We start from the raw sequence: 26,572 nt of genomic DNA, 5'->3' as shown, positions 1-26,572 counted from the left end.
TCGAGATTTATTGAGAGAAATCAAATTATGAGCCTACAAGATAAAGTCATTTTAATTACTGGTGGTGGTAGTGGTATTGGTGCAAATACAGCCCAGGCATTTGTTGCAGCAGGGGCAAAAGTAGTTTTAAATAGTCGTCGTTTAGATGTATTAAAAAACACCGCAACCGAGATCGATCCGACAGGAAAACATATTGCTTGGGTTGCAGGAGATATCGGTCAAGCAAAAATCCGACAAGAGATCGTTTCTTCTGCTGTTGAACATTTCGGTGGTGTAGACATATTGTTTAATAATGCAGGAGTCTTTGAACCAAAACCATTTCTTGCTCACACAGAAGCAGATTTAGAAAGCTATCTAAATTTACTACGAGGATACTTTTTTCTTACCCAAATTGCGATCGCCGAAATGCAAAAAAGAGGTGGTGGCGCAATTATTAATACTGGTTCAATGTGGGCATTACACGCCATAGCTGCTACTCCCTGTAGTGGTTCTTCCACTGCTAAAGGTGCTGTTCATGCACTAACTAAAAATCTAGCTATTGAATTTGCACCTGACAAAATTAGAGTAAATGCGATCGCTCCTGCTGTGGTAGAAACTTCCTTATTTGACTCTTTATTAACATCTGAACAATTAGCCTCATTTAATAATTTTCATCCCCTTGGTCGCAATGGACAAGTGCAAGACATTACCCAATCTGTCTTGTTTCTAGCAGATGGCGATCGCTCTGGTTGGATTACTGGGGTGGTTTTGCCTGTGGATGGTGGAGTAACCGCAGGACGTAATTAAAGATAAAATAACTTAGGGCGATGCCTGTTAAATGATTATCCTGTTTAAGAGGCGATCGCCATGGTTATGAACGCACAATTAAAGATATAATTCTTACATATTTCTTACTTTTGCCATTTCTTTAGTCTGATGAAAACCACAAAAATGTCAAGTAAAGGTCAAGTTATTATTCCCAAAGCTTTACGAGAAATTCATCACTGGGAAGAAGGACAAGAATTAATCGCAATTGATATGGGAGATGGAATTCTGTTAAAGCCCAAAAAACCTTTTCCAGAAACAACTTTAGATGAAGTAGCAGGCTGCTTAAAGTATCAAGGAACTCCTAAAAGTCTTGAAGACATAGAAGATGCCATTCGTCAGGGATTAGAGGATTTAAGTAATGGTGACAATTGATACTAATATTATTGTGCGACTATTGACTCAAGATAACCAATGGCAATATCAACAAAGTTTAGCAATTTTACAGACACAAAATGTATTTATAAGCAATACAGTAATTCTCGAAACTGAATGGGTTCTGCGATTTGCCTATAAATTTAACCCAACAGAAATTTGTCTAGCTTTAAGACAATTATTTGGTTTACCTAATATCTATCTTGCTAATGCTAATTTAATTGCTCAAATACTTCAATGGCATGAAAATGGTTTAGATTTTGCAGATGCTTTTCATCTAGCACAAGGTCAACATTGTTCAAAACTATACACCTTTGATGAAAAGTTTATTAAAAAGGCTAGTAATATAACAAACTGCAAAGTAATACAACCTAGCTTTTCTTAAAGTTTACTCTCATTAGGTGCAGTTACTTGCCAGACTTACCTTATAAAACGAACTTTACTCACTGTAATTCGTCCAGGGCTATTTCATTCTCATATATCCAGAGAATAAATTCTCTGTCTAAGTACATTAAGTCCGTTTAAACGGACTTTGATTTTAAGCCAAGAAATTTATTTCTTGGTTCACTACAGTTAGAACGAAATAGCCCTAGTAATTCGTCAGTTTGATACTGAGCCAATAGTTGTTGATATTCTGCTATTTCTTCGACAAAATATTGTTCTATTTGTTCTTTATTTGCATAATAATAAGCAAGAGCTGCGTGAATTTCTGCCAATGTCAAAAAATCATATTCATCTTTTATTTGCTGAGGGGTTAAACCTTCTTTAGTTAAAGTGGCTATTTGCTCGACAGAAAATCTTTTTCCTGCAATTCGTGGACGACCATACCCAACATCTGGAGTCGAAACAATTAATGTTCCAATATCAATAGTAGTTACCATTGTAATTTTTAATAGCAGTTTGTTCTTAACGTGATTATAACTAAAATCACTGTCTATGTTCTCGATACATACGCATAACTAACTCACCTGCGGGAGTTGCCCGTATACTGATTAATAAACAGTGTTGAAATTTATGACTCAAATCCATTGATAAAATTCGAGGATATTGCCTTCTGTATCTTCAACTTGAAATATTTTTGTTCCATTAACTTCTTGTAGAGAAAGTATTATTTTTAGACCAAGTTTGCTTAGTCGTTGATGCCAACTATTAATGTCATTTACTTCAATGGTAGGCACTGTGTTGTTACCATATTGAATTTTTTCTCCAGTGACTATGGAATCAAAAAGACCAAAGAGAAATCCATCGATATTGAAGAATACAAAACGATCTGTTTCTAATGAAGGCTTGCGCTCAAATATGATATGATGTCTGTTGCCGAAAAGCGATCGCCTACTAAATATTGTTGACCTGCATTGAGTTTCTGGTTAACTATGTCGAAAACATCTTTAATATCCTGTAAGGCAGTTTCTTTCCCTTCGGCAGTGACATTGTAGTTTTGTTTGAGAAAATTAACTGTCTTAGGAAAAGCAATAATACATTTAATTCTTTCGCTCAAGCTTGCTCCCATGCCCCAGGCAGCTAGAATTGACCAAGGTTGTTGAATAGCATAGTAGTAACCTAAACAGCGTGTGGCTACACCTAATTTGTCATCAAATAATGCTTCTAAGGTTTCTGCTTGCTGGCGTAATTCTAGATCTTGGGGATAAAGTTGTTGATCGGAAGCAATAGTATCTAAGTAATGCAAGATATCTTTAGAATCAGCAAACGCCTTGTCATTTACAACTAAAACAGGAACGCTTGTACCTCCATAACGGGATGTATATTGTCTATGAAATGGTGGTGCGTGGTTTTCTTCGACATAATCTATCCCTAAATAATCTAATGCCCAGCGAACTTTTTCGCAGTAGTGACTGATGGCAATTGTAATTAATAAAGGTTGATTAGTTTTAGCTGTATTCATTTTTCTATCTCCTTGCTACTGCGCCATTCTTGAGCAATTAATGCTGACCAAATAATAAATGCAACTACTGATAGTCCTGCAAATACATCAGTCCAAATTAAAAGGTGCATTTTCACAGAAAACCGAGACAGTTCTCCATAAAAATAATGGGCTGGACTAGATAAACCAGTACCAGCATAAAGACCTAACAGAAAATAACTCAACCAATATAACTGTCTGGTATAAAGCCAGTAACATATAATGGCGATCGCAGTCATGACTATCCAGGTAATTAATACACCAGAGGTTGTAAACCATTCTGGTTCGGGATATTCATGAACATAAATGGCGTTATCAGTGTAGTGAATGCTAGTAATAGCAATGCTCAAAATTAAAATTGATAGTAACCATGTTTTACTTTGCTGCATTGGTTTGATCCTCCAGAGTTAATTTAATTACGCTAAAAACGCTTTGCCTTTGTCTAAACCATGTTGATAAACTGCTGCTATTCCTTCAGGTGTAGCTTGGAAAACATCTACACCCATATCCTTGGGATTTATATTTGGCTGAATTATACGTATTGGTACTTGTTGGTATTGTGTGGGAATAACTTGAGATTGGAATAAATCTCGATAAAAGTTACCTGCTTCAGTGGCGATCGCAATTACTGTTTGATATCCCTGTTCAACCATTTCTAATGCAGGACAAATGCAAGTATAGGAAGCATCGACGTAAGGCTGGTTATTAATCCAAGCTGGTGTATCATAAATGTGTAGCATTCTACTGGATGCATAGCTAACTTCACGAAAATTGTTTTGATTAAGAGCTAAATTGCCTTTTCTAGCACTACCAAAAAGCTCGATTTTTAAATGTTTATTCACCCAACTACGGTCTTTTTTCGTAGCCGATACCAATAGTTTTTTACCTAATCTTCTTGCTTGTTTTCCTTGAGTTTGTTCAGCAGCCTCTTCACTAGTTACCGCGCTGGTAGCAATATAAAAATTGGCTGAATTTGAGGTGAAAAGCTGTTGACCACCGCGAGCGCAAAAATAAGATATTCCCCCCAGACATACCTGACTCATGCTTTTAGTCTGGTGATGAACTTTTAAACCTTCTAGCCAATAATTCATTCCTGATTCTCTAGCTTTACCAATAGCTGCCCAGGCACTAGATATTACTGAACCTGAAGCAGCAGCATAAGCATTTGCTTTAAGATTTGCCTCTTCAAAAGCACTCAATACACCATGTACAAATATTGCCTTAAAACCCCCTGAAGCACAGGCGATCGCCATCGAATTATGGTTAATCTTTGACATTTTATCTATATCCTGTATTTAATTTTTTTTATCATCAAAGAGAGATTATGATGATTGCTTTACCTTGCTAATAATTTGATTTTTGCTTTGTAATTTAATTAATTCTTGTACTGTTTGTTTAAATATTTCTATCTGTTCATCATTAGGTTGAGTTTGCTGCCATGCTTCTCTTTCCATTAAGCGATCGCACTTTAAAGTAGGGTGGGCAACGCTTAGATTTAACTTAATAAGGTACTCAAAAATACTATTGCCCACCTTTTCAGGTACTAAAAATATTCATCGACTCTAAACAGCCGAAAATTAGTGCCAAAGTGCTAACTAAAGAGCCTGTAGCACCCACCATATTGCCCAAGTAAACAATTTTGTTCTCAATAGTTTGACCAATAGAAAGTCCACGATGACCTACCCAAGCACCGTAGGGGAGAGCGATACAAAATCCATAACTAGAAATAACAGATGACCAAACCAAAATGGATAAAGCGATCGCATTTATATCCAATTGATAAATCGCAGCAGCAAAAGCAATCATTGTCGTGCCACCCATTGATAGTCCTGAATGAGCTACTCGCCATGCCCTAATGACTTCTTCGTCTTTTTTCTTAGTAATTGCTGAACCGTAAGGAATTCCCGATAATGAACCGATGAGCAGGACAATTGCACCATGAAATAACAGTTGTAGAGATAAATTCATTGTGTTTTTGCAAAATTATCAAGGTTTTTGCAAGCAACACTTGCTTTCGATCTTCAAAATAACAACTATTTCTCAAAAACGCAAGTAACACTTACAATTAATCAATTATATTCGGCGTAAATATGTTTTAATTCTTCGGGCATAGCCATTGGACGCATAGATTCCAAACTCATAAAAAATCCCACCTGCGTCGCAGTAGCAGCTATTTCTTGTCCCAGACAAATCTCGGCTTGTAAAGTACAACGCGACGCAAAGCTAGTCCTTTAGGGCAAACGCCCCAATTGAGACATCCACATCTTACCCACAGGGCGATCGCCTAACCTTAAAGCTTTCTGGTATTTGATTTCGGTGGAGTTAACAGTTGGACAGTATCCCTTTGACATTAATTGTTCTAGAGGGAAATAAAATTCAAGCATTTTGAGTCTTAAATCTTCTAACCAGCGAATATAGACAATATTGCTGACAATTCCTGCAAAATCAATGTCATAGGTTTTAATTGGTAAGTCTAGAGCGACTTCAAATGGTTGTTTCTTCATTGGAGGTTAATAGTTAATTTTACAGACCAATCGGTCTTTTTTGAGTCAAAAAAATTTAGCTGCGTTTTAGGCAAGATTAGTTTGAATATAACTTTGCAGGTGCGCTACGACTATTTCTAGATGAACGGGATTTCGTTCTAGTTTACTCATCATAACTGCTCCTTCTAAAGCCGAAAAAATAATCGTGGCAACGGTATCAGGTTCAACAGTAGATCGCACTTCCCCTTTTTTAATCCCTATATTGATAATTCGCACAATCAAACCACGACTAGAATTCATAGCCTGTAAAGCGCGATCGCGTAAGGGAGAATCGGTATCATCGGTTTCAATCGCTGTATTTAAAATTGGACAGCCTCCAATAATGGGCGGATCGTCGATATAAATTAGATAGCTACCTACTAGTGCCTGTAAGCGTTCAATTGCATTGCGTTTAGTTTTTACCACACTCCAAATCCTTTTACTCAGAAGACTTTCTGCATAATCAAACGCAGCTAATGCCAGTTCATCCTTACTAGCAAAATGATTATAAATTCCTCCTTTCTTTAATCCTGTAGCCTGCATAATATCGGCGATCGAAGAACCTGCATAACCTTTGAGGTTAAACAACTCTGCTGCTTGCTGAATTATACGCGCTTTAGTTTGTTGTGCTTTTGACATCTAATTTTAAGACCGATTGGTCTTTTATTTACCTTAACATCATTAATGCAAAACTTTAAGTATTTTTGTTGACTATTACATCAATAAGTACTATATTACTAACTAGGTTGGCAATTGCGACTTAACGACTTTTACTGGGGAATGGGCTGATTCCCCTTTTTATTTTGACTATTAAATTTTGCGATCGCACTCCCAACCTAAAAATTTATCAAAATGCGATTACACCCATTCGTGTCGCGCTTGGCGATCACAATTTACAAAAGCTGTTTAAATTCATCAATCGTTAAACCTGCATCTTTGACAATTCCAGCCATTGTATAGGCGTTGATTGGATTAGCTCTAGGAATAATGATAATGCGATTGTCATTAGTCATTGCAATATGTTTACTTTGTCTTACTATTTTGAAGCCAGCTTTTTTAAAAGCCTTAACTGCTTTTTGATGATTAATACCTGAAAGTTTGGGCATAATTATCCTACTTCCACATATCGAGCATCGGCATCTTGGTTTATCTGATCAACTGTCTCTAGAAAAGTACTAATCGCATCTTTAATATTTTCTAAAGCCTCTTCTTCTGTATCTCCCTGTGACCAACATCCAGGTAACCCAGGACACCAGACAGCGTACCCTTCTTCACTTTTTTTGAGTCGGACTTGATAGCGCATAAGATTTAAATCTAATTATTTTAATGCTAATTTTTAAGTTAAATTTGGGTAACCTAGTCTTGTGAAGAATTCTAAAAGCATGATTAATTAATAAGCTGATAGTTCCAATATTATCCATCACTAGATTAATAATTTACTACTAAACAAATTTTACAGCTAGGCTTTTTCTATGAATGATTTTAATTCTGGTAGTTTCAAAACAGCAATATTTGCTGATTGTCTTGCTAATAGTAGAGAAATTTTTCAATTAATCGATCAGGTTTTTCCTGTAGATTCTTGTCGTCACTATCAGGTTCTACCTTTAAAGCTAAATGGCAATTATTTAGTTTTAGGAATGTTAGATCCCTATAACGAAGAGTCGAAAAAGTTTGCCAATTCCATCGCTAAAGTCTTTAAATATAATTTAGAAGTTCAGTTGATTGATTTACAAACACACCAAATCATCCTGGCAAATTATCCTCAGAATGCAGTTCAATTAAGTAATCAACAGCAAGATCGGCACCAAACTGTGATCGATACTAGCTTTAATCCCAATGCACCCCTCAAAGGTGCTAATTCTCGTCGATTAGTAGATTCTGCTCCCACAATTATTGCTCATTCCGCAGCATCTGCGATAGATCAGCCCGATCTTGAGCCAGAATTATCAGACTTACCAGCAGATTTGGACTTTCTAAAAGACTTAGACTTAACTCCCAAACCTAAAGAACAATTAGCTAAAACCAAAGTAGATGCAACAGCTACTCTGTTTGAAATTCCTCCAGAATTTATTAATCAGCATCCAACCAACAATCTGGATCACAAAGCCACAATTATTGCCGAGCATCCAGCTGAATTATTAACTTCAGAATCGAACAACGAGCTGGAAATTGCTTTAGGTGAGGCGCAAATATCACAATTAATTGCTGAAACTTTAGGTAGAACAGCTCCACCAGAACTAGAACCTGAAACAACAGATTTTTTGCCACAGCTATCATCTCAGCTATCATGGCAAAGGCTACTAGAGCAGGCTTTTAAACACCACTCAGAATATATTACCTTAACTCGCTACAGCGATCGCGGTGGCATTATTACGCAAAAAGACAACTCAACTCAATCTTCACTCGATCGAGTACCCTTACCAATTTTCTGCTCTTTAATCGATGAAATCAAGCGGATGGCAAGACTGCCACAAGATACATCTAGTCACCCACAAAAGCTAGTGCTAGAGAGATTTCATCAACAAGAGCGAATTCTACTACGTTTAGAATTTAGCGTCCAAAAACAATTAGAAACAGTAGGGATTCAAATCTTACGCGGTGTAGCTTTAAAAATCTACGAACAGCAGCAAATAGATCGAATTAGCGAACAGGCTTTACAATTAGCCAAGCAACTAGAAAAAACCCTGAGAAGAATCCAGACTTGTTTTGATTCGGCTGAATTAAGCAATATTAATGAATTACAAATTGTTCACAGTAGAATTAGTCACCAGCTAAGATTGTTAGATAAATAACTCAAGTAAGAAATTAGTGATGCAATTAATTCTGTATAGTAAGCCTGGTTGTCATCTATGTGAAGGATTGCAGTCAAAACTAGAGCAGGTTAGTCAAATTGAGTTTGAATTAGAAATACGCGACATCACTACTCGTGAAGATTGGTTTGCTGCCTATCAGTATGAAATTCCCGTGCTGTGTCAAAAATTATTAGAGAGAGAAAAACCTTTACCCCGTATATCTCCTCGCGCTACAGTTAGCAAATTAGAGCAAATGTTACAGCAAAATATCGAAACATAGGGTAAAAAGGTGGGCAAAATATAGTACCGTTAAGCACTTACACAAAAAAATGATGAAGCTGCGCGAATTATTAGCTAAAGCCAATCTTCAACAACCAGAACATGATGCTTTGGAGCTTGAAGTAAATCGAGTCTGTACTAACTCCCATGCTTGCCAACAGGGAGATCTATTTATTGGTATGCCAGGAACGAGAGTAGATGGTGGAGAGTTTTGGGGTAGTGCGACAAGTCAAGGTGCGATCGCAGCTGTGATTACTCCCGCAGCAGCCCAAAAACAGCCCCCCTCTGGCGATGCCTGCGTAATTCAAACTGATGACATGATTGTTGCATGTAGTGCGATCGCTGCCGCTTTTCATGATTATCCCAGTCAAAAACTAGGTATGATTGGAGTTACAGGGACAAACGGTAAAACTACCAGCAGTCATCTGATTGAATACTTTTTGCTTCAGGCGCAACATCCTACCGCCATGCTAGGTACTCTCTACACTCGCTGGCAAGGATATAGTCAAACCGCCAGCCACACTACCCCTTTTGCCGTAGATTTACAATCGCAGTTAGCTGATGCTGTAAAGGCTGGGAATAAATATGCGGTAATGGAAGTTAGTTCTCATGCTCTAGCTCAAGGAAGAGTCAAAGGCTGCGGTTTTGAGGTGGCAGTATTTACCAATCTGACGCAGGATCATTTGGACTATCACCGAGATATGGAAGATTACTTCCAGGCAAAATCTTTATTATTTAGCGCCGAATATCTCCAAGGTAGAGCGATTATTAATCTTGATGATGATTATGGTAAACGCTTAATTGCCCAACTAGATTCTGAGCGGGTTTGGACTTATAGCGTTGACGATCGAGATGCTGACTTATATACCAGTAATTTAGATTATCAACCCACAGGAGTTAGCGGTGTGTTACATACTCCACAAGGGGAAATTGCCTTTAATTCTCCTTTAGTTGGTCAATTTAATTTAGCCAACTTGCTAGCAGCAGCGGGTGCAGTATTACACTTGGGAGTGGATTTACAGCTAATTGCAGATAGCTTGCCGAATTTTGCAGGTGTACCAGGGAGAATGGAACGAGTGCAGTTGAGTTCGGATCAGGATATTAATGTGATTGTCGACTATGCCCATACTCCTGACAGTTTAGAAAATTTACTCAAGGCTGCGCGCCCATTTATTAGTGGCAAAATGATCTGTGTCTTTGGCTGTGGAGGCGATCGCGATCGCACAAAACGCCCACTGATGGGGAAAATTGCTGCGCAACTAGCCGACTTGGCAGTAGTAACTTCTGATAATCCCCGTACTGAAAACCCCGAACAGATCCTCAAAGATGTCGTAGCGGGTATTCCTGATACTGTTGAACCTCTAGTGATCGGCGATCGGGCAAAGGCGATCGCCACAGCTATCAAAAATGCTCAACCAGGGGATGGTGTTTTAATTGCGGGGAAAGGACACGAAGACTACCAAATTCTAGGCACTGAGAAGATTCATTTTGACGATCGCGAACAGGCTCGAATTGCTTTGGGCGATCGTTAAATCTGTGTTTGCATTCTAGTTTTATTTGGTCTAACCTACAGAGTTGAGTAATTTCTAAACTTATTATGGATTACTTAACTCTATTTTTTAAGTCTCGCGCAAAGACGGACGCGAAGCTTATCCGAAGGTGTATACCGCAAGGGTACTAACTCCGTGTCGCCCTTTAGGGAATCCTTTAGGACAAAGACGCAAAGACGTTTATCCCGCTTAGTTTGAGCGCGAGATTCGGCGAATTCATTTCGCCTTGAATAATCGCGCTGTTGGGGCAAAGTGGTCAAATCTGATTTAATGCATTTTCATAGAGAATTGGTATGACTAAACTACTTAAGTCAGAAGTTTTACAAAGCTAAGAGCTAAGAGCTAAAAGCTAAAAGCTAAAAGCTAGTAAATTAGAACGGAGATAATTCACATATCAGCGTTATGTCTTGCTTTTAAAGTTGCATCAGATTAAAAGTATTTTGTCAAGAGAAAATATAGCTAAATTAAACTAATAACAGCAATATTAAGACAACTTTTACATTATTTTACAAATACTGCCAGATTCTCAAGGGTAAACTTGCTTTAATAAAAGAGTAGACCAAGTAACAACAAATTTGTGACTGCATAGCTCTAGCGTCAATAACAATTGATTAAATTATTGATTAAATTAATTAGATAATTTTTCGCAAGTATAACTATATGCAGATGTTTATGCAAAAAAAATGTGTTAATAGTAATATTAAGTAAGATTAAATGACTTAATCTATTACTATTTATCAGCATATTCAAGAATTTTCTTTAAGTTACCCTAGCTATTTCACTTTTTGGCGAGAAAACCTAGGTAATGAGAATTTAAACCCCTTAAACCACAAATACCATAGCTTTTGGTGAGTAAAGTTTAATTCAAGGTGTTGTTTTAGATAATAGAAAAATAGCTTAAAGTCAAAATATTAATCCAGTTGAAGTAAAAAGTAACTTCAGCAAATTTCCTAATGCAAAAAATAATTTATTAGAGGAGCAATTGAGATATCGTGGTAAGTACAGCCAATCCGTCTAACGTTAACGCTGAAGATAATTCTCAACCAGACGGACAAAAGAAAACCGCCAGACCAGTAACTCCTTGGGGAATTCTCGTTCAACAGTTAGAACAAATTGTAGAAACTGCCAAAACAGAATCAGTTTCCACTGAATTTAAGGAATCTTTAACTACAGCATATCAATTAGCTGCGGGTTTAGATCCCTACTTGGAAAGTTGCACTACTAAAGAATCTTCAGCCTTAGCTAATTTAGCCGATCGCACTCAAAAAGAAGACTGGAGTAAACGTTTTGACGACGGCGAAACAGTAAAAGCTTTAGAACAAGAAATGCTCTCAGGGCATCTGGAAGGACAACTCCTAAAAATGCTGGTGGCGATCAGTAAATCCCGACAAGTCTTAGAAATTGGCGTATTTACAGGCTATTCTGCTTTAGCGATCGCCGAGGCTTTACCTGATGATGGTTGTCTGATCGCTTGTGAAGTAGATGAATATGCTGCCCAATTTGCCCGCGAATGCTTTGATGTTTCCAAACACGGTAAGAAAATTGAGCTAAAAGTTGCTCCCGCAATGGAAACTATGCAGGAATTAGTTAAGGCAGGCAGATCTTTTGATTTGGCATTTATTGATGCTGATAAAGGAGGATATATCGATTATCTCAACCTATTGTTAGATACAGATCTATTAGCTGCTGATGGCTTTATCTGCGTAGACAATACCCTGATGCAGGGACAACCCTATTTAGCTGAATCACAACGAACTGAGAACGGTCAGGCGATCGCCCGTTTTAATCGCTTTGTTGCCGACGATCCTCGCGTCGAACAGGTAATGATTCCCATCCGCGATGGCTTAACCCTAATAAAACGTAAATAAATTAAGGATTAGGGCTGAAAAAATTGCCGTAGTGGCAAATTAACACTTTTTTGATTATATATGGCGCAAAAATTATTTATTTCAAGATACGGGACGGCGATCGCCCAAAATCTAGTAACTTTTGGTTTATTAACCCTATTACTTCCTTTTAATTTAGGAATGATCTTGGTATCTCTAGTTAGCAGTATCTTCGGCGACAAAAAAGAGCTAGCAATCGCAACTACTCCCATTGAAAAGAAGCGAATTTTAATCACTGGGGCAAAAATGACCAAAGCGTTACAGTTAGCGAGGTCTTTCTATCGCGATGGTCATGACGTATATTTAGTCGAAACCCATAAATATTGGCTCTCAGGACATCGCTTTTCCCGCGCTGTCAAAGGCTTTTTTACCGTCCCCGTCCCAGAAAAAGAACCAGAAGCTTATTGTCAGGCTTTAGTAGATATAGCGAAGCAAAAAAATATCGATCTGTTTGTTCCTGTATCTAGCCCCATTGCCAGTTATTATGATTCCTTAGCTAAAAAAGCTTTAGAACCCTATTGCGAATCAATTCATTTAGATCCAGAAGAGACAGCCATTCTGGATGACAAACACGCCTTTTGTTCAAAAGCAAGGGAATTCGGTTTATCAGCGCCCAAAGTATTTCGTATTACCGAGCCACAACAGATCTTAGATTTTGATTTTTCCAGTGATGGTAGTCAATATATAGTCAAGAGTATTCCCTATGATTCGGTACTACGTCTAGATTTGACTCGCTTACCTTTTCCAGAAATGGCAGAATATGTGCAGAGTTTGCCCATTAGTGAATCTAAACCTTGGGTCATGCAGGAGTTTATTCGGGGACAGGAATATTGCTTCCACGCTACCGCACGCAAAGGCAAAATTAGACTACACTGCTGTTCTAAGTCTTCTCCGTTTCAAGTGAATTATGAACAGGTAGATAATCCTGCAATTTACCAGTGGGTAGAAACCTTTATCCAAAAAATGAATCTAACAGGACAAGTTTGTTTTGACATGATTCAGACTGAGTCAGGCACGGTATATCCGATTGAATGTAACCCTCGTTTGCATTCTGCCATCACCATGTTCCACGATCATCCAGGGGTGGCAAAGGCTTATTTGACCGATGGTGAACCAGGAGAAATGGCGATCGCTCCTTTACCCAATAGCAAACCAACTTATTGGACATATCACGAACTCTGGAGATTATTGAACATTCGCTCATTCAAAGAATTAAACGCTTGGTGGCAAAAGATCACTCAAGGAACAGACGCTATTTTAACTCCGAATGACCCTTTGCCCTTTCTGATGCTGCATAACTGGCAAATTCCTTTACTGCTGCTGGACAACTTACGTCGCCTTAAAGGCTGGGTCAAAATTGATTTCAATATTGGCAAACTCGTCGAAATCGGCGGAGATTAGTAGGAAATAGGAAGTAGGAAATAAGAAATAGGAAATAGGAAGTAGTAACCAGTAATCAGTAATTAGTAATCAAAATGGTATCAACTAGCACCAATCCCAATACAGAAGCGAAGAAAAGAGCATTTGATTTAATGCTGACTTTCGTTAAGAGTCAGTGTACATATACCGCAGCACGACTAGGCATTTTCGATCTATTAGACGATCGCGGATCGCAAACAGTAGAAGATTTAGCCCAAGCAACTAACACCGATACCGAACGATTGTACTTTATCCTACGAGCATTAGCCCATGTGGAAGTATTGACAGAAAAACCAGGTAGAATATTTGCCCCCACGGAAACATCTACTCTATTGGTAACTAACAAAGATCCATCCGTGGGACATTTGTTGATGCATCTGATTGAACCTGCACAGTGGGATGCTTGGAAGGTTTTGCCAGAGGCATTAGAACAGGGAGTTGTGCCTTTTGAACTGGCTAATAAAAAAGGAGTTTATCAGTATTGCTATGACAACGAGTGGAGTAAAGACACTTTTATCAAAGCAATGAGTTTTCTCACCAATTCTCAGGTAGATGGGTTGCTAGATGCCTATGATTTTGGTCAGTATGAAACGGTAATGGATGTTGGTGGTGGACAGGGGGGTTTGATTGCCAACATTGTTAAACGCTATGGGTGCAAAGGGATTTTATTTGATTTACCTGATGTAGCTGATACCGCCCGAGAATATATTACTAGTATTGGTGTCGATCCAAATGCGATCGCCATTAAAACAGGGGATGTCTTTCAAGAGATCCCCAAAGGTGCAAATGCGATCGTGATGAAACACTTTATTTCCGCCTGGAGTGATGAAGATGCGCTGAAAATTTTAGCTAACTGTAAAGCAGCACTTCCCCAAGATGGCAAATTGATTTTACTACAGTCATTTGTACCCGATCTTGATGAACCCAAAACTGAAGCCGATGGCATTATGCCAGGAATTTTTGCCGTACAAATTAATGTCGCCACTCCTGGCGGTGGCTGGCGCACTAAAAAGCAATTTCAAGAATTGTTTACCAAAAGCGGCTTTGAGCTAGAACAGATGATTAAAACTAATAACAGTTTGTCGGGTATGGAATTCAAGATTAGTCAGTCCTAGGAAAAGTATATTTTTGCGTAACATCAAAATAGTTAACATAACTATAATTATTCGGCAAAAATAATAAAGTCAGCCCTAAAAAGCCTGAAGGAGCTTATGAGTGAAATCATGTGTAGAGCTGACAATATATAACATATAGCTTACCTATGACTTTCGTATGACGAACCAATGAATTTTTGATGACTTCGTTAATATTAGCGGTGTAGAAATTAAAAGTTGAAGCAAAACAGAGATTTAGCTGTTGATTAACAATAATAATGATATTGATGGGGAATACGGGAAGTATAACAATAGGCCAAGTTAAACCGCTCTAATTCTATCTCACATTATTTACTCATCATAAATCACCATAATGCGTCAATTTTTAAAACAGACTTTTGCTAGCACCATCGGGAGTATGATTGGCTTATGCCTCTTTCTCGGCTTAAGTATTGGCGGTCTAGTTTTGATTTTACTCACCGCTGTTTCAGACGAAGAAAAAATTCAGGGTATTCAAGATCGATCGGTTTTAGTTTTTGATTTGTCTACCCAAGTTAAAGACTTTAAGTCTTCTGCAAATCTAGCACAGGCATTTTCAGTGGAAACACAAGAAACTATTACCTTGCGAAAAGTTCTACAGTCCATTGATGAAGCAGCCAAAGACGATCGCATTGTGGCAATGCTTCTAGACGGGAGAAAAGTTGGTATTCCCAACGGTTATGCTACGACAGAAGAAGTGAGAACTGCTTTGGCAAAGTTTAAAGCTGCGGGTAAAAAAATTATTGCTTATGACGTAACTTTAAGTGAGCAAGAGTATTATCTAGCTTCTTTAGCAGATGAAGTGATTGTTAACCCGATGGGAACAATGGAACTTAATGGCTTGAGTTCCCAGCAGATGTTTTTTAAAGGCGCATTAGAAAAATATGGCGTAGGAGTTCAAGTAATTCGAGTAGGGGATTATAAATCAGCCGTCGAACCCTATATTCGTGAAGATTTTAGTCCCGCCAATAAAGAACAGACAAAAGTCTTACTCTCAGATCTGTGGGGCAAGTTTCTCAATCACGTAGCTGATAGTCGCAAATTAAATTCGGGTAAACTACAACAGCTAGTAGATGTCCAGGGATATCTCGAACCCCAGGAAGCAAAACAGGCTGGTTTGATCGATCAGGTGGGCTATTACGATCAGGTTGTGAGCAAATTACGCGTCTTAACCGAAGAAACCAAAGAAACCGAAGATACGGAAAGCTTTAGACAGGTAGACTTAGGAACTTATGCCAATGAAACGATTTCCCCGACCCAAGTTACCTCTAAGGCTGCGGATAAAATTGCTGTAATCTATGCCGAAGGAGCAATTGTTGATGGTAGTGGCAGTATTGAAACCGTTGGCAGCGATCGCTTTACTGAGGATTTTCAGGAATTACGCGAAGATGAGAGCGTTAGAGCAGTTGTGCTGCGAATTAATAGTCCTGGAGGTAGCGCCACAGCCTCAGATGTCATTTTAAGAGAGATCTTGCTGACTAAAAAGAAAAAACCAGTAATTGTGTCGATGGGTAACGTGGCAGCCTCTGGAGGCTATTGGATTGCTGCTGGTGCAGATCAAATCTTTGCTGAAGAAAATACTATTACAGGTTCGATTGGGGTTTTTGGTTTACTATCTAATATTCAAGAAATTGCGCAAGACAATGGCGTTACTTGGGATGTAGTTAAAACAGGAAAATTTGCCGATATTGACTCCAATGTTCGGCCGAAAACCGCAGCAGAATTAGCTATTTATCAACAGTCAGTAGATAAAACCTATGGGCTATTCCTGAGCAAAGTAGCTGACTATCGTCATTTGCCCCTAGACAAGGTAAAAGAGATTGCTAGAGGTCGTGTGTGGTCGGGTAAAGAAGCGCTCAAAATTGGTCTAGTCGATCGCCTGGGAGGATTAGAAAGTGCGATCGCCTTTGCAGCTAAAAAAGCTAACCTAGGGAATAGTTGGCAACTAGAAGAATATCCCCAACAAAATCCTTTTGACAGGCAAATTCTTCAATTGTTTACGGCTAAAATTCTAGAATCGCAAGCAGCAAAAGATCCTCTTACCGCCGAATTGTTCAAGCTTAAACAGGAAATATCGATGTTAAGCGCTTTTAACGATCCTAGTGGCGTATATGCTCGTTTACCGTTTAATTTCGAGATTGATTAATCAATTAGCTCTAAGCTTTAGGTGAACAAGGCAAACGGCGATACCCACTTTCCTACTTCCTACTTCCTACTTCCTATTTCCTATTTCCTATTTCCTTCTTACGAAATTTCCTCAACGCGGGGAACCCGCGCGACGCGAAGCTAGTCCTTTAGGGCAACGGAATTTCGCGCTACTTACGAGCCGATCACCCTAATTGTCTATCGCTAATTTGTACGGCTAATTACTTGTCATTCGCGATTAGTTATTGTTAACTGTTGATGTTATCCCGCTTGACGGGACTGTTTAATTGATAACCGATCGCTGTTAACTGAATAAAATGCAACTATTAGATCGAATTCGCTTAGGTTTGGCTGTTGGGGTGGCTAAGACGGTAACAGGGATAGTGCGATCGCTTGGCTTGGGTGCTGCGTCTGTCCTACCAGGAGAAATCTCTCGTCGGCTGCATTCTCGTCTGTTGCCTCTCTTGTTTGAGCAGGTTAGTCAGGGAGTAATTGTGGTCGTGGGAACAAATGGTAAAACCACCACCGCTTTATTACTCAAACAGATTTTAAGCGATCGCGGTTATACAGTGGTACATAATTCTAGTGGGGCAAATTTAATCAACGGTTTGATTACAGCGCTGCTCAGTAGTGCGGACATGACGGGTAAGATATCTGCCGACTATGCCATTCTCGAAGTGGATGAAAACATCTTGCCTCTATTATTACAAAACTGTCAGCCTAAATATATTTTGGCGTTAAATCTCTTTCGCGATCAGTTAGATCGTTATGGCGAAGTTGATACCATTGCCCAACGGTGGGGAAAAGCAATTTCTCCTCTACCAGCAGACACCACCATTATTTTAAATGCCGACGATCCTACCCTGAGTAGTTTAGGACAGCAGCTGAAACAAAAAGTCCTTTATTTTGGACTCAATGAACCAGAATTATATCTAGCTGAAATTCCCCATGCGGTTGATTCCATCTATTGTCCTCGTTGTGGACATCTTTTAGATTATCAGGGAGTTTATCTGTCCCATTTAGGCGACTATCACTGTCCTAGCTGTGGTTTTGCCAAAAGCAAAGTGGCGCTTGATAGCCATAAACATCCGCAAATTTTAATTGGTGTTTATAACAAGTACAATACCCTGGCAGCCAGCGTCTTAACTCAGTCAATTGGCATTAAAACTGAAGATATATATCGCACGGTGCAAAACTTTAAAGCTGCCTTTGGTCGTGCTGAAGAGTTAGAAATCGAGCAAAAGCAAGTGCGGATCATGCTGGCTAAAAATCCTGTTGGTCTGAATGAAACGATCCGCGCCGTTAATGATATCAAGAAGAAAGGTAAATCTGATGTTACCCTTTTAGTCTTGAACGATCGCATTCCCGACGGTACAGATGTCTCTTGGATTTGGGACGTTGATACCGAGGAATTAGTTAAGCTAGGAGGCACTTTAATTGTCAGTGGCGATCGCGTTTACGATATGGCATTACGCCTGGCATATAGTTCTGAATCGGTCGATCCAGAGAAAACCAATTTTGAACTAATAGTTAAGGAAGACTTACCCGAAGCCATTAGCACTGCCTTGGAATATACAAAACTGGCGGAAACTTTACATATTATCCCCACTTATTCAGCCATGTTGGAAGTTAGGGAAATATTAGTCGGACGCAAAATTCTTTAGTAGGAACAGAGTATGAAGCTTGAAATACTAAAGCAGCGATTAGATCGAATATGATGCAGTTTTTTGGGAGATTTTGACCTGGAAAGATATCCAGAAAAATTCTTGATATTACACTTGTTTCAGAGCTATTTCATTCTCATATATCCAGAGAATAAATTCTCTGTCTAAGTATATTAAGTCCGTTTAAACGGACTTTAATTTTAAGCCAAGAAATTTATTTCTTGGTTCACTACAGTTAGAACGAAATAGCCCTGCATTTGTGTTGTGAGTTAAACACAGTTGCTGCCAGAAAAAGCAATATGCTTCTTGCTACAATGCTTTTATACAGTTCAACTAAGCTGCCATATGTCCCCAATGAGTTCTTCGGCAAAATTCCCAGCAATCTCTCCCCCTTTCCGCTGGGACGAAGCGGGCGGTATCCGTGTTGGTTCGAGCCGAGTGACTTTAGATAGCATACTTGCCTCATATCACAACGGCTCCACTCTTGAAGAAATCGCTATTCAGTTTTCAGTTCTTCGCTTAGAAGATATATACACTAGCATTGCTTACTATCTAAACCATCGTCAGGAAATTGACAGTTATTTGGAACAGCGCGATCGACAAGCTCAACAACTCAGACAACAACTGACTCAAAAACACAACTTAGCCGATCTAAGGCAGCGCTTGCTTACCCGTAAGTCACAAAAAGAATCGGGACAAAATGCGTCTTCTAAGTGACGAAAATTTTAACGGAACTATATTGCGTGGTTTAATGAGACGTTTTATTGACCTAGATTTAGTCCGTGTTCAAGACGTAGGGTTGATGAATGCTGATGATCCAGATATTTTGGAATGGGCTGCGAACGAGGGACGTATCTTGCTTACCCATGATGTAGCCACTGTTACAATGTATGCGTACGAGCGCGTCAATCAAGGATTACCTATGACTGGAGTTGTTGAAGTGATTGCCACAGCACCCATTGGTAAGATCATTGATGATTTAGAGCTATTTATTTGTTGTAGCGAACCTGAAGAATATGAAGGGCAAGTTCTTTTTATCCCTTTCTCCTAAGCTGATCGGCTGGGAGTAAATAAATTAAAAAAGGAATGTACTAGCATACTAGAGATAGCGATCGCCAGCCCAAGAAGTATTAGTCGGACGTAAAATTCTTTGATGATGCTAAAACCTGCCACATAACCGCAGGATGATAGAGATATAAGGGCGATCGCAATAAATGAGCAACTTCTAAAAACATGAGGTGTAAATTAGGTTCGGAGGCAGATTTAGCTAGCAACCTGTTCATATAGCCTGTCATTAATTTATTTACTGTTCCCTCTTTGCTTTGCTCCCCGCCGACGGTGGTGGGGAAACGAGAATCTTGGCTAGTGGCTAGCATCCAGTGAAAAGAATTGCTTTTTGCTAGTTGTTTTTGGAAGCGATTATTATCTAATTTACCCCTAGCCGATTTATCTAACCAAGTCTGTAGGGTTTTTGCTCCCAAAGCACTGACGGTCATTCCCTGTCCATATACGGGACATAAGGCACAGACAGCATCTCCTAGGGCAATTAAGCCAGCAGGAAGCTTAATCTGGTCATAATTTCGGCGACGGTTAGCCGTGGCGCGATGAGCATAAATTGGCGATGTCGGACGAGCATTAGCGATCGCCTGATAGAAATCGGGTTGTGCCAAACTCTGAGCAAATTCGAGAAATCCTAAGTCATTTAAAGGAGGAAAGTCTTTACCATAACCGCCCAAGGTGGCAATTACTTCATCATGTTCAATTCTGGCTAAATAGCCTAAGCGAGTATTTTCTGGTGGAGCTTGGGAGATTAATAGTACTTTCCAGTCGGGTTGAAAATTAGCTGGCAATTGATAACGGCGGGTAGCATAGCCTAAAAAAGGGTTAACTACAGTTTCTGGTGCAGGAGAGTAATTTATCTCTTGTAACCATTGAGCAGCTTGGGAACTTCTACCGCTAGCATCTACGACTAAATCTGCGCTTAACTGTGTGGAATGTAGCTGTACTCCCGTTACTCGATCTCTCGCCCGATCGTACAGTAATCCTGAAACCTTACTTTGTTCGAGAATTTTAATTCTCGGTAGCTTGACTAACTCTTGGCGAATTGTCCACTCCAATAAATAGCGACTACAGGTAATAGACACAATCTCGGAAGGTTCTATTGCTTCTGTACCCCAATGTCCTTGATTATAATGCTTAAACTCTCTTGCCCAATCAATACTCAATGCGCCGTTAGACTGTAACTGTTCGGCAACATCAGGCAAAAGCTCACCTAAGATCCGATATCCTTTGGTAAACAAGACATGGGGTTGAACCGATTGGGGAACACCACGACGAGCTTCAGGAGTTTCAGGTAATCGATCGCGTTCAAGAATTAATACCTGCTGAAAATAATCTGCCAGCACCCGCGCACTCAGCAAGCCAGCAATACTACCACCGATAACGATCGCTTTTTCGCCTAACAACTTTTTGACATCTACCACTAATTTACTTCCTAATCAGCATTAATACTTACTATCTTGCAAAAATAAACAGGTAAATTGCAAGGCGATTTCCCTCCAAGAAGGCTCCGCAATCGCCAATTAGGTTGTTGTTAGTTGTTTAATTTTCTGTAACTTCAGCATGGTGGTACAAAAAGTCAGCCATAAAAAACCAATGCCATAACCACCTAAAATATCAGTTGGCCAATGCACTCCCAGATATAAACGACTCAAACCAATTGAACCAATCAAAACAACTGCCAGCAGATAAATTAGTCCAGAAAATTGAGGAAAGCGAGTAGCAAATAAATAGGCTAAAAATCCATATAAAACCGTCGAACCTAAAGCATGACCGCTAGGATAGCTATAAGATACTTCTTTAATCGCCGATTGCCAAAGATCGGGGCGAGTTTTACCAAATACAGACTTTAAACCATAGCTAAGAATGACCCCACCAGCACAGTCAATGGCAAATATTTTCGCTTCTGGATAACAACGTTTCCACAGCAACAACACCAGAGCGACTCCAGCAATAATGGAGACTAGATCGGGATTATTGAAACTGGTAACAAATTGCATGATGCGATCGAGGGTGGGATTAGCAAAGGAATGTATCCACAGCAAAATTGTTTTATCAAAAGCAAAAGCCTCTTGTTCTAGAACCTCATCAGAAATTTCAGCAACGAGATAAATAATTAGCAGACAAGTGATTAAGCCGACTATACCGACTGCTGTAATTAAAGGGGCTATTTTAGGACTAATGTTATTTCGCCAGAATCTAACGATCTGCTGTAAAAAAGTTGGCATAACAATTTGTTAGTAAGAAAAGTATGTAAGGATTAACCAGAAAATAGTAATTCCCTACTTCTAAATGAAGATCGAAGCTGAACTGTCGCGATCGCTTAACTTAAAGATAACCTAATCTTGATTAGAAGAACTTGGCTGCACAATTGGTAAGATTTCTGGTGGCTGCTCTTCGGCTGAAGGCTCTACTTTTTCGGCGTTAGACGGAGTTAAGATTTCTGTATCTGCTGTTGCTAGTTGTGATTCTGGTACTTCAGTACTCTCTCGACGGCGATCGCTTAACCGACGCAAGACACCATTAATAAACCTAAATCCATCCTCATCGGAGTAGCGTTTAGCTAACTCTACCGATTCGTTGATAGCTACCTTTTCAGGTACTTGTAAATAAAGCATCTCTGCCACAGAAATTCTCAGGATATCACGATCTATTTTAGCTAGGCGACTAAGCTGCCAACCCACCAAAACGTCCTCAATTGTTGCTTCAATTTCTTGACGATAATCATTGACGGTGACAATTAATTCTGTAGCGTATTGTCTTACCTGTTCTTTGTTTGTCAGCTGCAAAAATTCGGGAAATTCGATCGCCATCCCAACTCGATTAATCGCTGCTTGGGAGACTGCCAGAGCTTCCTGAATCATTACTTTGGCACTATCCAAATCACTAGCGCGAGTTTCGCTATTTAACAGACGTTCTTCTCCACGTTTAATTTCTGCTGATGCTGTTTCGAGATTATCCTGTACTTCAATGGTCAAGGTACGAATAGCTGCTAAAACCAGGCTATCTAATTCTTCTTGGGCTAGCTTGCCTTGTTTAGTTTTGACTTGACTAATACTTAGCAGTGCTAATTCGCGAGCAATACTTCGGGGTTGTTTACGCAGAGCCATGTTTTAGTAATAGTGAATCAAAGATAGACGCTTAATAATTCCATCAAGCTCAATCATTATACTGTCTTGTTTCACTCAACTTTCTTCTTCTACAGAAATTAATTCAGGCTGTTGGCTAATAAAACCATGCTCAACTACGGCTGGTTCAGGCTGTTTGGCAACCAAGCGCTTTGATTTGACCTCTGGCATTTCTGGACTCACAATTCCTCCAGAGATGAGGATTTTAAAAGCATCTTCAATCGAAATATCAAGATCGAGTGCCTCCTCTTGTGGCACTACAGTATACCAACCAGAAGTTGGATTAGGAGTAGTGGGAATAAAGACGCTAATCACCTCTTGTTGAAGATGATTCTGTAGCTGGGGACTAATTTTACCTGTAACAAATCCCATCGTCCAAACTCCTTTACGAGGATACTCCACTAGTACCACTCTTCTAAATTTGCTTTTAGAATCACTCAAAAGAGTTTCTAAGATCTGCTTCAGAGTTTTATAGACCGAACCAGCCAGAGGAATCGCTTGCAGAAACCTTTCGCCAAAATCTAATAGCCAGCGTCCAGCAATATTTCGTGCCATCAAACCGATAATTAGAATACTCAGTAGTGGCACGGTAAACCCTACCGAGAAGTTAAGCACATCCGTCAGGATAGGATTTAAATCGTCAAAAGGATTAATCTGCTTAGGAATACGGGTAAACAAATTGATCGCCCATCTCGCGGTAGAAACAGACAGCCAAATGGTTGTTGCTAGAGGGATCACTACCAGCAAACCCGCAATTAAATCGTTTTTTAAATCTTGCTTTAAACGTTGCAGCACAGAGCAATTACTCTCCTTACAACTAAAATTGTATTATTGCACTCTATATACTAGTTTTAAAGCTTATGAATAATTGTTGCAAGTGTTGACATCAACACAAACATATAGATTCATTTGAGCGCTTTTTAGTTTATGTTATACCCTAATTCAGCATTTAGACGTCGATCGCCCAATCTGAATTGAGCCAGAAGCTAGAATAAGGGTTAATCTCTAGAGAATTCCTAAATATATTTAAGTTTTGGTCATATTTTCAGTGGACAGTTCTAAAATAAACAGTGTTTAAACTAGACTTTTGCCTACAATTACCAGTCTTTTTAACTTAAATCAAGCATAAATATTTTTTTGACCTGGGGAAAATTTAAAATGGTTAGTATAAACCAACAAAATGTAGAAATTTTAGCCGATCAATCTGCCTTGATTAAGCGATCGCATGAAATCGTGATTGAATTGATACATCAGGTGCTAGAAGTAAATGACCGCTTCACGATCGCCTTATCTGGTGGTAGTACGCCCAAATCTCTTTACGCAGCCTTAGCGACTGAATCTTTACCCTGGTCAAAAATACATATTTTTTGGGGGGATGAGCGTTATGTCCCCGCCACCCATCAAGACAGCAATCAGTTAATGGCTCGCCAAGTCTGGCTAGACAAGATCGACATTCCTGCGAGTAACATTCACCCGATGAATATTACTGGTGCAGATCCCCAACAAGATGCTCAACGACATGAAGCTGAATTAAGAGAATTTTTCCAGCAATCCGAGGGATTTCCTACTTTCGACTTAATTTTATTGGGTATGGGGGATGATGGACATACCGCCTCACTGTTTCCCCATACAGATGCTTTATCAGTTCGCGATCGCCTAATCACAGTAGGCAACAAAGACGATCAACCTCGTCTAACTTTCTCCGTCCCCTTGATCAATCAGGCAAACTACGTCTTATTTATGGTTGTAGGAGCGAGTAAACGTTCTGCACTGAAACAGGTTTTTGCCGCTCAAGGAGACGAAAGACAATATCCCTCTCGTTTAATTCAACCCCAAGGAGAATTATTGTGGCTATTAGACCAAGCAGCAGCAGCAGAACTATAGAACAGTGACTGAGTATTGTTAGCTTCATCAAATCAATACACTTTGGATAGCTAATGTTTACCAACCTTGACCCTCACGATAGTATAGTGAGATAAAAAAATACCTATGTCGTTAATATTGAAATAGTTAATTTTAAAACCCTTATGATTACTTGCCCCAGTTGCAACCATCAAAATCCTGAAGGATCTTTGCAATGTGAAAATTGTTATACTCCTCTGCCAGCTAGCACTAGCTGTCCTAATTGTGGAGCCTCAGTGCAAACAGATGCTACTTTTTGTGGTCAATGTGGCTTTAATTTGCAAGCAGAAAATACTCCCACCGCAGCCGGTTTACAAGAAACTGCCATTGGTGCGCCACCTAATATCTCTCCTCCAGAGATATCTCTAACTGAAGAACTACCTTTATCTGGTAGCAGCTCAGATATGTTACCCGAAACTGTGATGACATCACCAATCCAGAGTCCTTGGGACGAGCAGGATCAAGATGATGACATTCAAACCATAGCTCAAAATTCGGAATTACCGACTGGATTTCCCGAAGTAGAAACGAGCGTAACCAGCAATTTTGCCCCAGAACCTCCTGACACTGAATTTGTTCAAACCGTACCAAGTCTTTATAATGAAGACGTTACGCCTTTTCCTTCGGAAATACCTAATGTAAATTTGGATGGCAAAACTCCAGTAAGGGAATCTGCATCTGTAGAAAACAGTCAAGATGGCGCGATCGCCGAAAATCACTATCAAGCTCCCAAAGCTTCAGTTCCTAAAAGAAATCAGGCTTTTAGCTCGGCGGGAATACCTGGAGCAACCCAGCTACAAATCCAAAAAGCAAGTTTACTACATTTACAAAGCAACACCACCATCGAAATTCCCTCAAGCCTAGACGTGGTTCATTTTGGTAAACCAAATGAGCAAATTCCACCTGATATTGATGTTTCTGGATTTCCTGATTCTGAGGTGGTATCACGGGTTCATGCTGATATCAGAATTGAAGGAGATACTTACTATGTCGAAGATACAGGCAGTGCTAACGGTACGTATATTAACCATGCTCCTTTGCAAAAAGGCAATCGTCATCGGCTGAGAACTGGCGATCGCATCGCTTTAGGCAAAGGAGATCTCGTAACCTTTATTTTTCAACTTAGTTAGATCCCACAACTATTGGGGATCAGATGATTAATTTTTGAAGTTGTTGAATAATGTAACGAAAGCCTAAAAACTTACTGAAGATTTAGCGCACTGTCAAACTGCTCATTAAAGTCAAATCTAAGTCGTTGTTGGGATCGATGGAAACTAATTCTACTTCATTTTTTCCCAGCAACACTCCAGCTAGAGCGCCAGCGCCAGCTCCCCCCAGGACTTCTAATGCGCCAATATCGCCGAAAATTTCCGATAGTACCGCAGCAGCAGCACCACCAATAGCTGCGCCTTGCAGAATATCTCCAGCTTTAGCACCCTCTTTAATCTTCTCTCTACGGGTTACTACCTCAGAAACTGCGTCAATTGACTGAGTTGTACCGTCAGGTAATACGATTTTATCCGCCATAAAAAACGAACCAGATTCATCGTCACTAGGTTGAATTTCTCCCATAATTTCGCTGCCATAAGGAATCAAAATATTGCGTCTACTGTCCTTAATATCAGCCGCTACTAATAAAGTAATGGGAACAGTTTCTTCAGGAGTAACTAAAATTTTCTCTTCCTCGTATTCCATGGGAATGACAAACCCCTCGGGAATTGTGTTATTTCCCACCCGCTGATTTCTACTTGGGGGGGTATAATCTCGATCTCTACTTGATTCTGATTCAGGAAACAACTGTGCTTGAGCAGGAGTTATATTAGCAAAGCTACTAATTGTCGCTGCCAAAACAGACAAAATTATGAGACTAGAGGTAGCTATTTTAGGATATTTTGCGTTAAACATGACTAGGCAAAAAATATTTCTTTTATAGATTAGTTATGAGCATTTGACGCAAAGCTAGTAACCATAGTTCCAGATTATCGATCCAGGC

At 39.5% G+C, this 26,572-nt stretch carries 31 protein-coding genes; 15 read left to right on the top strand and 16 right to left on the bottom strand.

The window, feature by feature from the left end:
- The first annotated feature begins 27 nt into the window (after positions 1 to 27).
- From KME09_12925 to KME09_12915, 3 genes are all read left to right on the top strand, one after another.
- Positions 28 to 786: an SDR family oxidoreductase gene (locus tag KME09_12925; protein MBW4534830.1), complete on the top strand. Its 759-nt coding sequence runs from the start codon at positions 28 to 30 to the stop codon at positions 784 to 786.
- A 129-nt stretch (positions 787 to 915) separates the two neighbouring features.
- On the top strand, positions 916 to 1,179 hold the full coding sequence (locus KME09_12920) for an AbrB/MazE/SpoVT family DNA-binding domain-containing protein (GenBank protein MBW4534829.1): 264 nt from the start codon (positions 916 to 918) through the stop codon (positions 1,177 to 1,179).
- Positions 1,166 to 1,564, top strand: coding sequence for a type II toxin-antitoxin system VapC family toxin (locus KME09_12915; protein MBW4534828.1), 399 nt, complete (start codon positions 1,166 to 1,168; stop codon positions 1,562 to 1,564). The genes KME09_12920 and KME09_12915 overlap by 14 nt, the downstream gene beginning before the upstream one ends.
- A gap of 136 nt (positions 1,565 to 1,700) precedes the next feature.
- Here KME09_12915 and KME09_12910 read toward each other — a convergent pair whose 3' ends face one another.
- The 11 genes from KME09_12910 to KME09_12860 all read right to left on the bottom strand — a co-directional run bounded on the left by KME09_12910 (position 1,701) and on the right by KME09_12860 (position 6,925).
- The gene (locus tag KME09_12910; protein MBW4534827.1) at positions 1,701 to 2,060 is read right to left on the bottom strand and encodes a DUF433 domain-containing protein; all 360 of its coding nucleotides are present in this window, start codon (positions 2,058 to 2,060) and stop codon (positions 1,701 to 1,703) included.
- A gap of 138 nt (positions 2,061 to 2,198) precedes the next feature.
- Positions 2,199 to 2,357 (bottom strand): VOC family protein, encoded by a 159-nt coding sequence (locus KME09_12905; GenBank protein ID MBW4534826.1) that lies wholly within the window; start codon positions 2,355 to 2,357, stop codon positions 2,199 to 2,201.
- Positions 2,358 to 2,455: 98 nt separating this feature from the next.
- Positions 2,456 to 3,082: a glutathione S-transferase gene (locus tag KME09_12900; GenBank protein MBW4534825.1), complete on the bottom strand. Its 627-nt coding sequence runs from the start codon at positions 3,080 to 3,082 to the stop codon at positions 2,456 to 2,458.
- Positions 3,079 to 3,489, bottom strand: coding sequence for a hypothetical protein (locus KME09_12895; protein ID MBW4534824.1), 411 nt, complete (start codon positions 3,487 to 3,489; stop codon positions 3,079 to 3,081). The genes KME09_12900 and KME09_12895 overlap by 4 nt, the downstream gene beginning before the upstream one ends.
- A 27-nt stretch (positions 3,490 to 3,516) precedes the next feature.
- On the bottom strand, positions 3,517 to 4,377 hold the full coding sequence (locus KME09_12890) for a hypothetical protein (GenBank protein MBW4534823.1): 861 nt from the start codon (positions 4,375 to 4,377) through the stop codon (positions 3,517 to 3,519).
- Between the two features lie 45 nt (positions 4,378 to 4,422).
- The gene (locus tag KME09_12885; protein ID MBW4534822.1) at positions 4,423 to 4,632 is read right to left on the bottom strand and encodes a hypothetical protein; all 210 of its coding nucleotides are present in this window, start codon (positions 4,630 to 4,632) and stop codon (positions 4,423 to 4,425) included.
- A gap of 4 nt (positions 4,633 to 4,636) precedes the next feature.
- On the bottom strand, positions 4,637 to 5,068 hold the full coding sequence (locus tag KME09_12880; GenBank protein MBW4534821.1) for a hypothetical protein: 432 nt from the start codon (positions 5,066 to 5,068) through the stop codon (positions 4,637 to 4,639).
- A 263-nt stretch (positions 5,069 to 5,331) separates the two neighbouring features.
- Positions 5,332 to 5,604 carry an acyl-CoA thioesterase gene (locus tag KME09_12875; GenBank protein ID MBW4534820.1) on the bottom strand — a complete coding sequence of 91 codons (273 nt, stop codon included), beginning with the start codon at positions 5,602 to 5,604 and terminating at the stop codon, positions 5,332 to 5,334.
- 66 nt (positions 5,605 to 5,670) lie between these two features.
- Complete coding sequence (locus KME09_12870; GenBank protein ID MBW4534819.1) at positions 5,671 to 6,261, bottom strand: TetR/AcrR family transcriptional regulator; 591 nt, start codon at positions 6,259 to 6,261, stop codon at positions 5,671 to 5,673.
- Between the two features lie 254 nt (positions 6,262 to 6,515).
- A complete protein-coding gene (locus KME09_12865; protein ID MBW4534818.1) occupies positions 6,516 to 6,728 on the bottom strand; it encodes a type II toxin-antitoxin system HicA family toxin in 213 nt (70 codons plus the stop codon).
- A gap of 2 nt (positions 6,729 to 6,730) precedes the next feature.
- A complete protein-coding gene (locus tag KME09_12860; protein ID MBW4534817.1) occupies positions 6,731 to 6,925 on the bottom strand; it encodes a type II toxin-antitoxin system HicB family antitoxin in 195 nt (64 codons plus the stop codon).
- A 169-nt stretch (positions 6,926 to 7,094) separates the two neighbouring features.
- Between KME09_12860 and KME09_12855 the strand changes: the two genes are divergently transcribed.
- From KME09_12855 to KME09_12810, 10 genes are all read left to right on the top strand, one after another.
- A complete protein-coding gene (locus KME09_12855) occupies positions 7,095 to 8,414 on the top strand; it encodes a hypothetical protein (GenBank protein MBW4534816.1) in 1,320 nt (439 codons plus the stop codon).
- Positions 8,415 to 8,433: 19 nt separating this feature from the next.
- Positions 8,434 to 8,694, top strand: a complete 261-nt coding sequence (locus tag KME09_12850; GenBank protein MBW4534815.1) for a glutaredoxin family protein — start codon at positions 8,434 to 8,436, stop codon at positions 8,692 to 8,694.
- A 52-nt stretch (positions 8,695 to 8,746) separates the two neighbouring features.
- Entirely contained in the window at positions 8,747 to 10,225 is a 1,479-nt protein-coding gene (locus tag KME09_12845) for a UDP-N-acetylmuramoyl-L-alanyl-D-glutamate--2,6-diaminopimelate ligase (protein ID MBW4534814.1), read from the top strand.
- Between the two features lie 1,010 nt (positions 10,226 to 11,235).
- On the top strand, positions 11,236 to 12,111 hold the full coding sequence (locus KME09_12840; protein ID MBW4534813.1) for a class I SAM-dependent methyltransferase: 876 nt from the start codon (positions 11,236 to 11,238) through the stop codon (positions 12,109 to 12,111).
- A 60-nt stretch (positions 12,112 to 12,171) separates the two neighbouring features.
- Positions 12,172 to 13,530: an ATP-grasp enzyme gene (locus KME09_12835; GenBank protein ID MBW4534812.1), complete on the top strand. Its 1,359-nt coding sequence runs from the start codon at positions 12,172 to 12,174 to the stop codon at positions 13,528 to 13,530.
- A 74-nt stretch (positions 13,531 to 13,604) separates the two neighbouring features.
- A complete protein-coding gene (locus KME09_12830) occupies positions 13,605 to 14,663 on the top strand; it encodes a class I SAM-dependent methyltransferase (GenBank protein ID MBW4534811.1) in 1,059 nt (352 codons plus the stop codon).
- A gap of 352 nt (positions 14,664 to 15,015) precedes the next feature.
- Complete coding sequence (sppA, locus tag KME09_12825; protein ID MBW4534810.1) at positions 15,016 to 16,827, top strand: signal peptide peptidase SppA; 1,812 nt, start codon at positions 15,016 to 15,018, stop codon at positions 16,825 to 16,827.
- A gap of 316 nt (positions 16,828 to 17,143) precedes the next feature.
- The gene (locus KME09_12820) at positions 17,144 to 18,490 is read left to right on the top strand and encodes a Mur ligase family protein (protein MBW4534809.1); all 1,347 of its coding nucleotides are present in this window, start codon (positions 17,144 to 17,146) and stop codon (positions 18,488 to 18,490) included.
- Positions 18,491 to 18,844: 354 nt separating this feature from the next.
- Positions 18,845 to 19,207 carry a DUF433 domain-containing protein gene (locus tag KME09_12815; GenBank protein ID MBW4534808.1) on the top strand — a complete coding sequence of 121 codons (363 nt, stop codon included), beginning with the start codon at positions 18,845 to 18,847 and terminating at the stop codon, positions 19,205 to 19,207.
- A complete protein-coding gene (locus KME09_12810) occupies positions 19,191 to 19,541 on the top strand; it encodes a DUF5615 family PIN-like protein (protein ID MBW4534807.1) in 351 nt (116 codons plus the stop codon). The genes KME09_12815 and KME09_12810 overlap by 17 nt, the downstream gene beginning before the upstream one ends.
- A gap of 79 nt (positions 19,542 to 19,620) precedes the next feature.
- Here the strand turns inward: KME09_12810 and KME09_12805 are convergent, their stop codons facing one another.
- The 4 genes from KME09_12805 to KME09_12790 form a co-directional block, all read right to left on the bottom strand.
- Positions 19,621 to 20,973, bottom strand: coding sequence for a hypothetical protein (locus tag KME09_12805; GenBank protein ID MBW4534806.1), 1,353 nt, complete (start codon positions 20,971 to 20,973; stop codon positions 19,621 to 19,623).
- Positions 20,974 to 21,072: 99 nt separating this feature from the next.
- Positions 21,073 to 21,777: a phosphatase PAP2 family protein gene (locus KME09_12800; protein ID MBW4534805.1), complete on the bottom strand. Its 705-nt coding sequence runs from the start codon at positions 21,775 to 21,777 to the stop codon at positions 21,073 to 21,075.
- A 111-nt stretch (positions 21,778 to 21,888) separates the two neighbouring features.
- Entirely contained in the window at positions 21,889 to 22,659 is a 771-nt protein-coding gene (nusB, locus tag KME09_12795) for a transcription antitermination factor NusB (protein MBW4534804.1), read from the bottom strand.
- Between the two features lie 75 nt (positions 22,660 to 22,734).
- Positions 22,735 to 23,472 carry a DUF502 domain-containing protein gene (locus tag KME09_12790; protein MBW4534803.1) on the bottom strand — a complete coding sequence of 246 codons (738 nt, stop codon included), beginning with the start codon at positions 23,470 to 23,472 and terminating at the stop codon, positions 22,735 to 22,737.
- 363 nt (positions 23,473 to 23,835) lie between these two features.
- On the opposite strand from KME09_12790, the gene pgl reads away from it, so the two are divergent.
- Positions 23,836 to 24,561, top strand: coding sequence for a 6-phosphogluconolactonase (gene pgl / locus KME09_12785; GenBank protein MBW4534802.1), 726 nt, complete (start codon positions 23,836 to 23,838; stop codon positions 24,559 to 24,561).
- Positions 24,562 to 24,704: 143 nt separating this feature from the next.
- Positions 24,705 to 25,709: an FHA domain-containing protein gene (locus KME09_12780; protein ID MBW4534801.1), complete on the top strand. Its 1,005-nt coding sequence runs from the start codon at positions 24,705 to 24,707 to the stop codon at positions 25,707 to 25,709.
- 82 nt (positions 25,710 to 25,791) lie between these two features.
- Here the strand turns inward: KME09_12780 and KME09_12775 are convergent, their stop codons facing one another.
- The gene (locus tag KME09_12775; protein ID MBW4534800.1) at positions 25,792 to 26,442 is read right to left on the bottom strand and encodes a hypothetical protein; all 651 of its coding nucleotides are present in this window, start codon (positions 26,440 to 26,442) and stop codon (positions 25,792 to 25,794) included.
- Positions 26,443 to 26,572: the final 130 nt, after the last annotated feature.

The organism is Pleurocapsa minor HA4230-MV1 (genome assembly GCA_019359095.1).
Lineage (GTDB): Bacteria > Cyanobacteriota > Cyanobacteriia > Cyanobacteriales > Xenococcaceae > Waterburya > Waterburya minor.
This window is presented reverse-complemented; position numbering and strand designations above follow the sequence as displayed.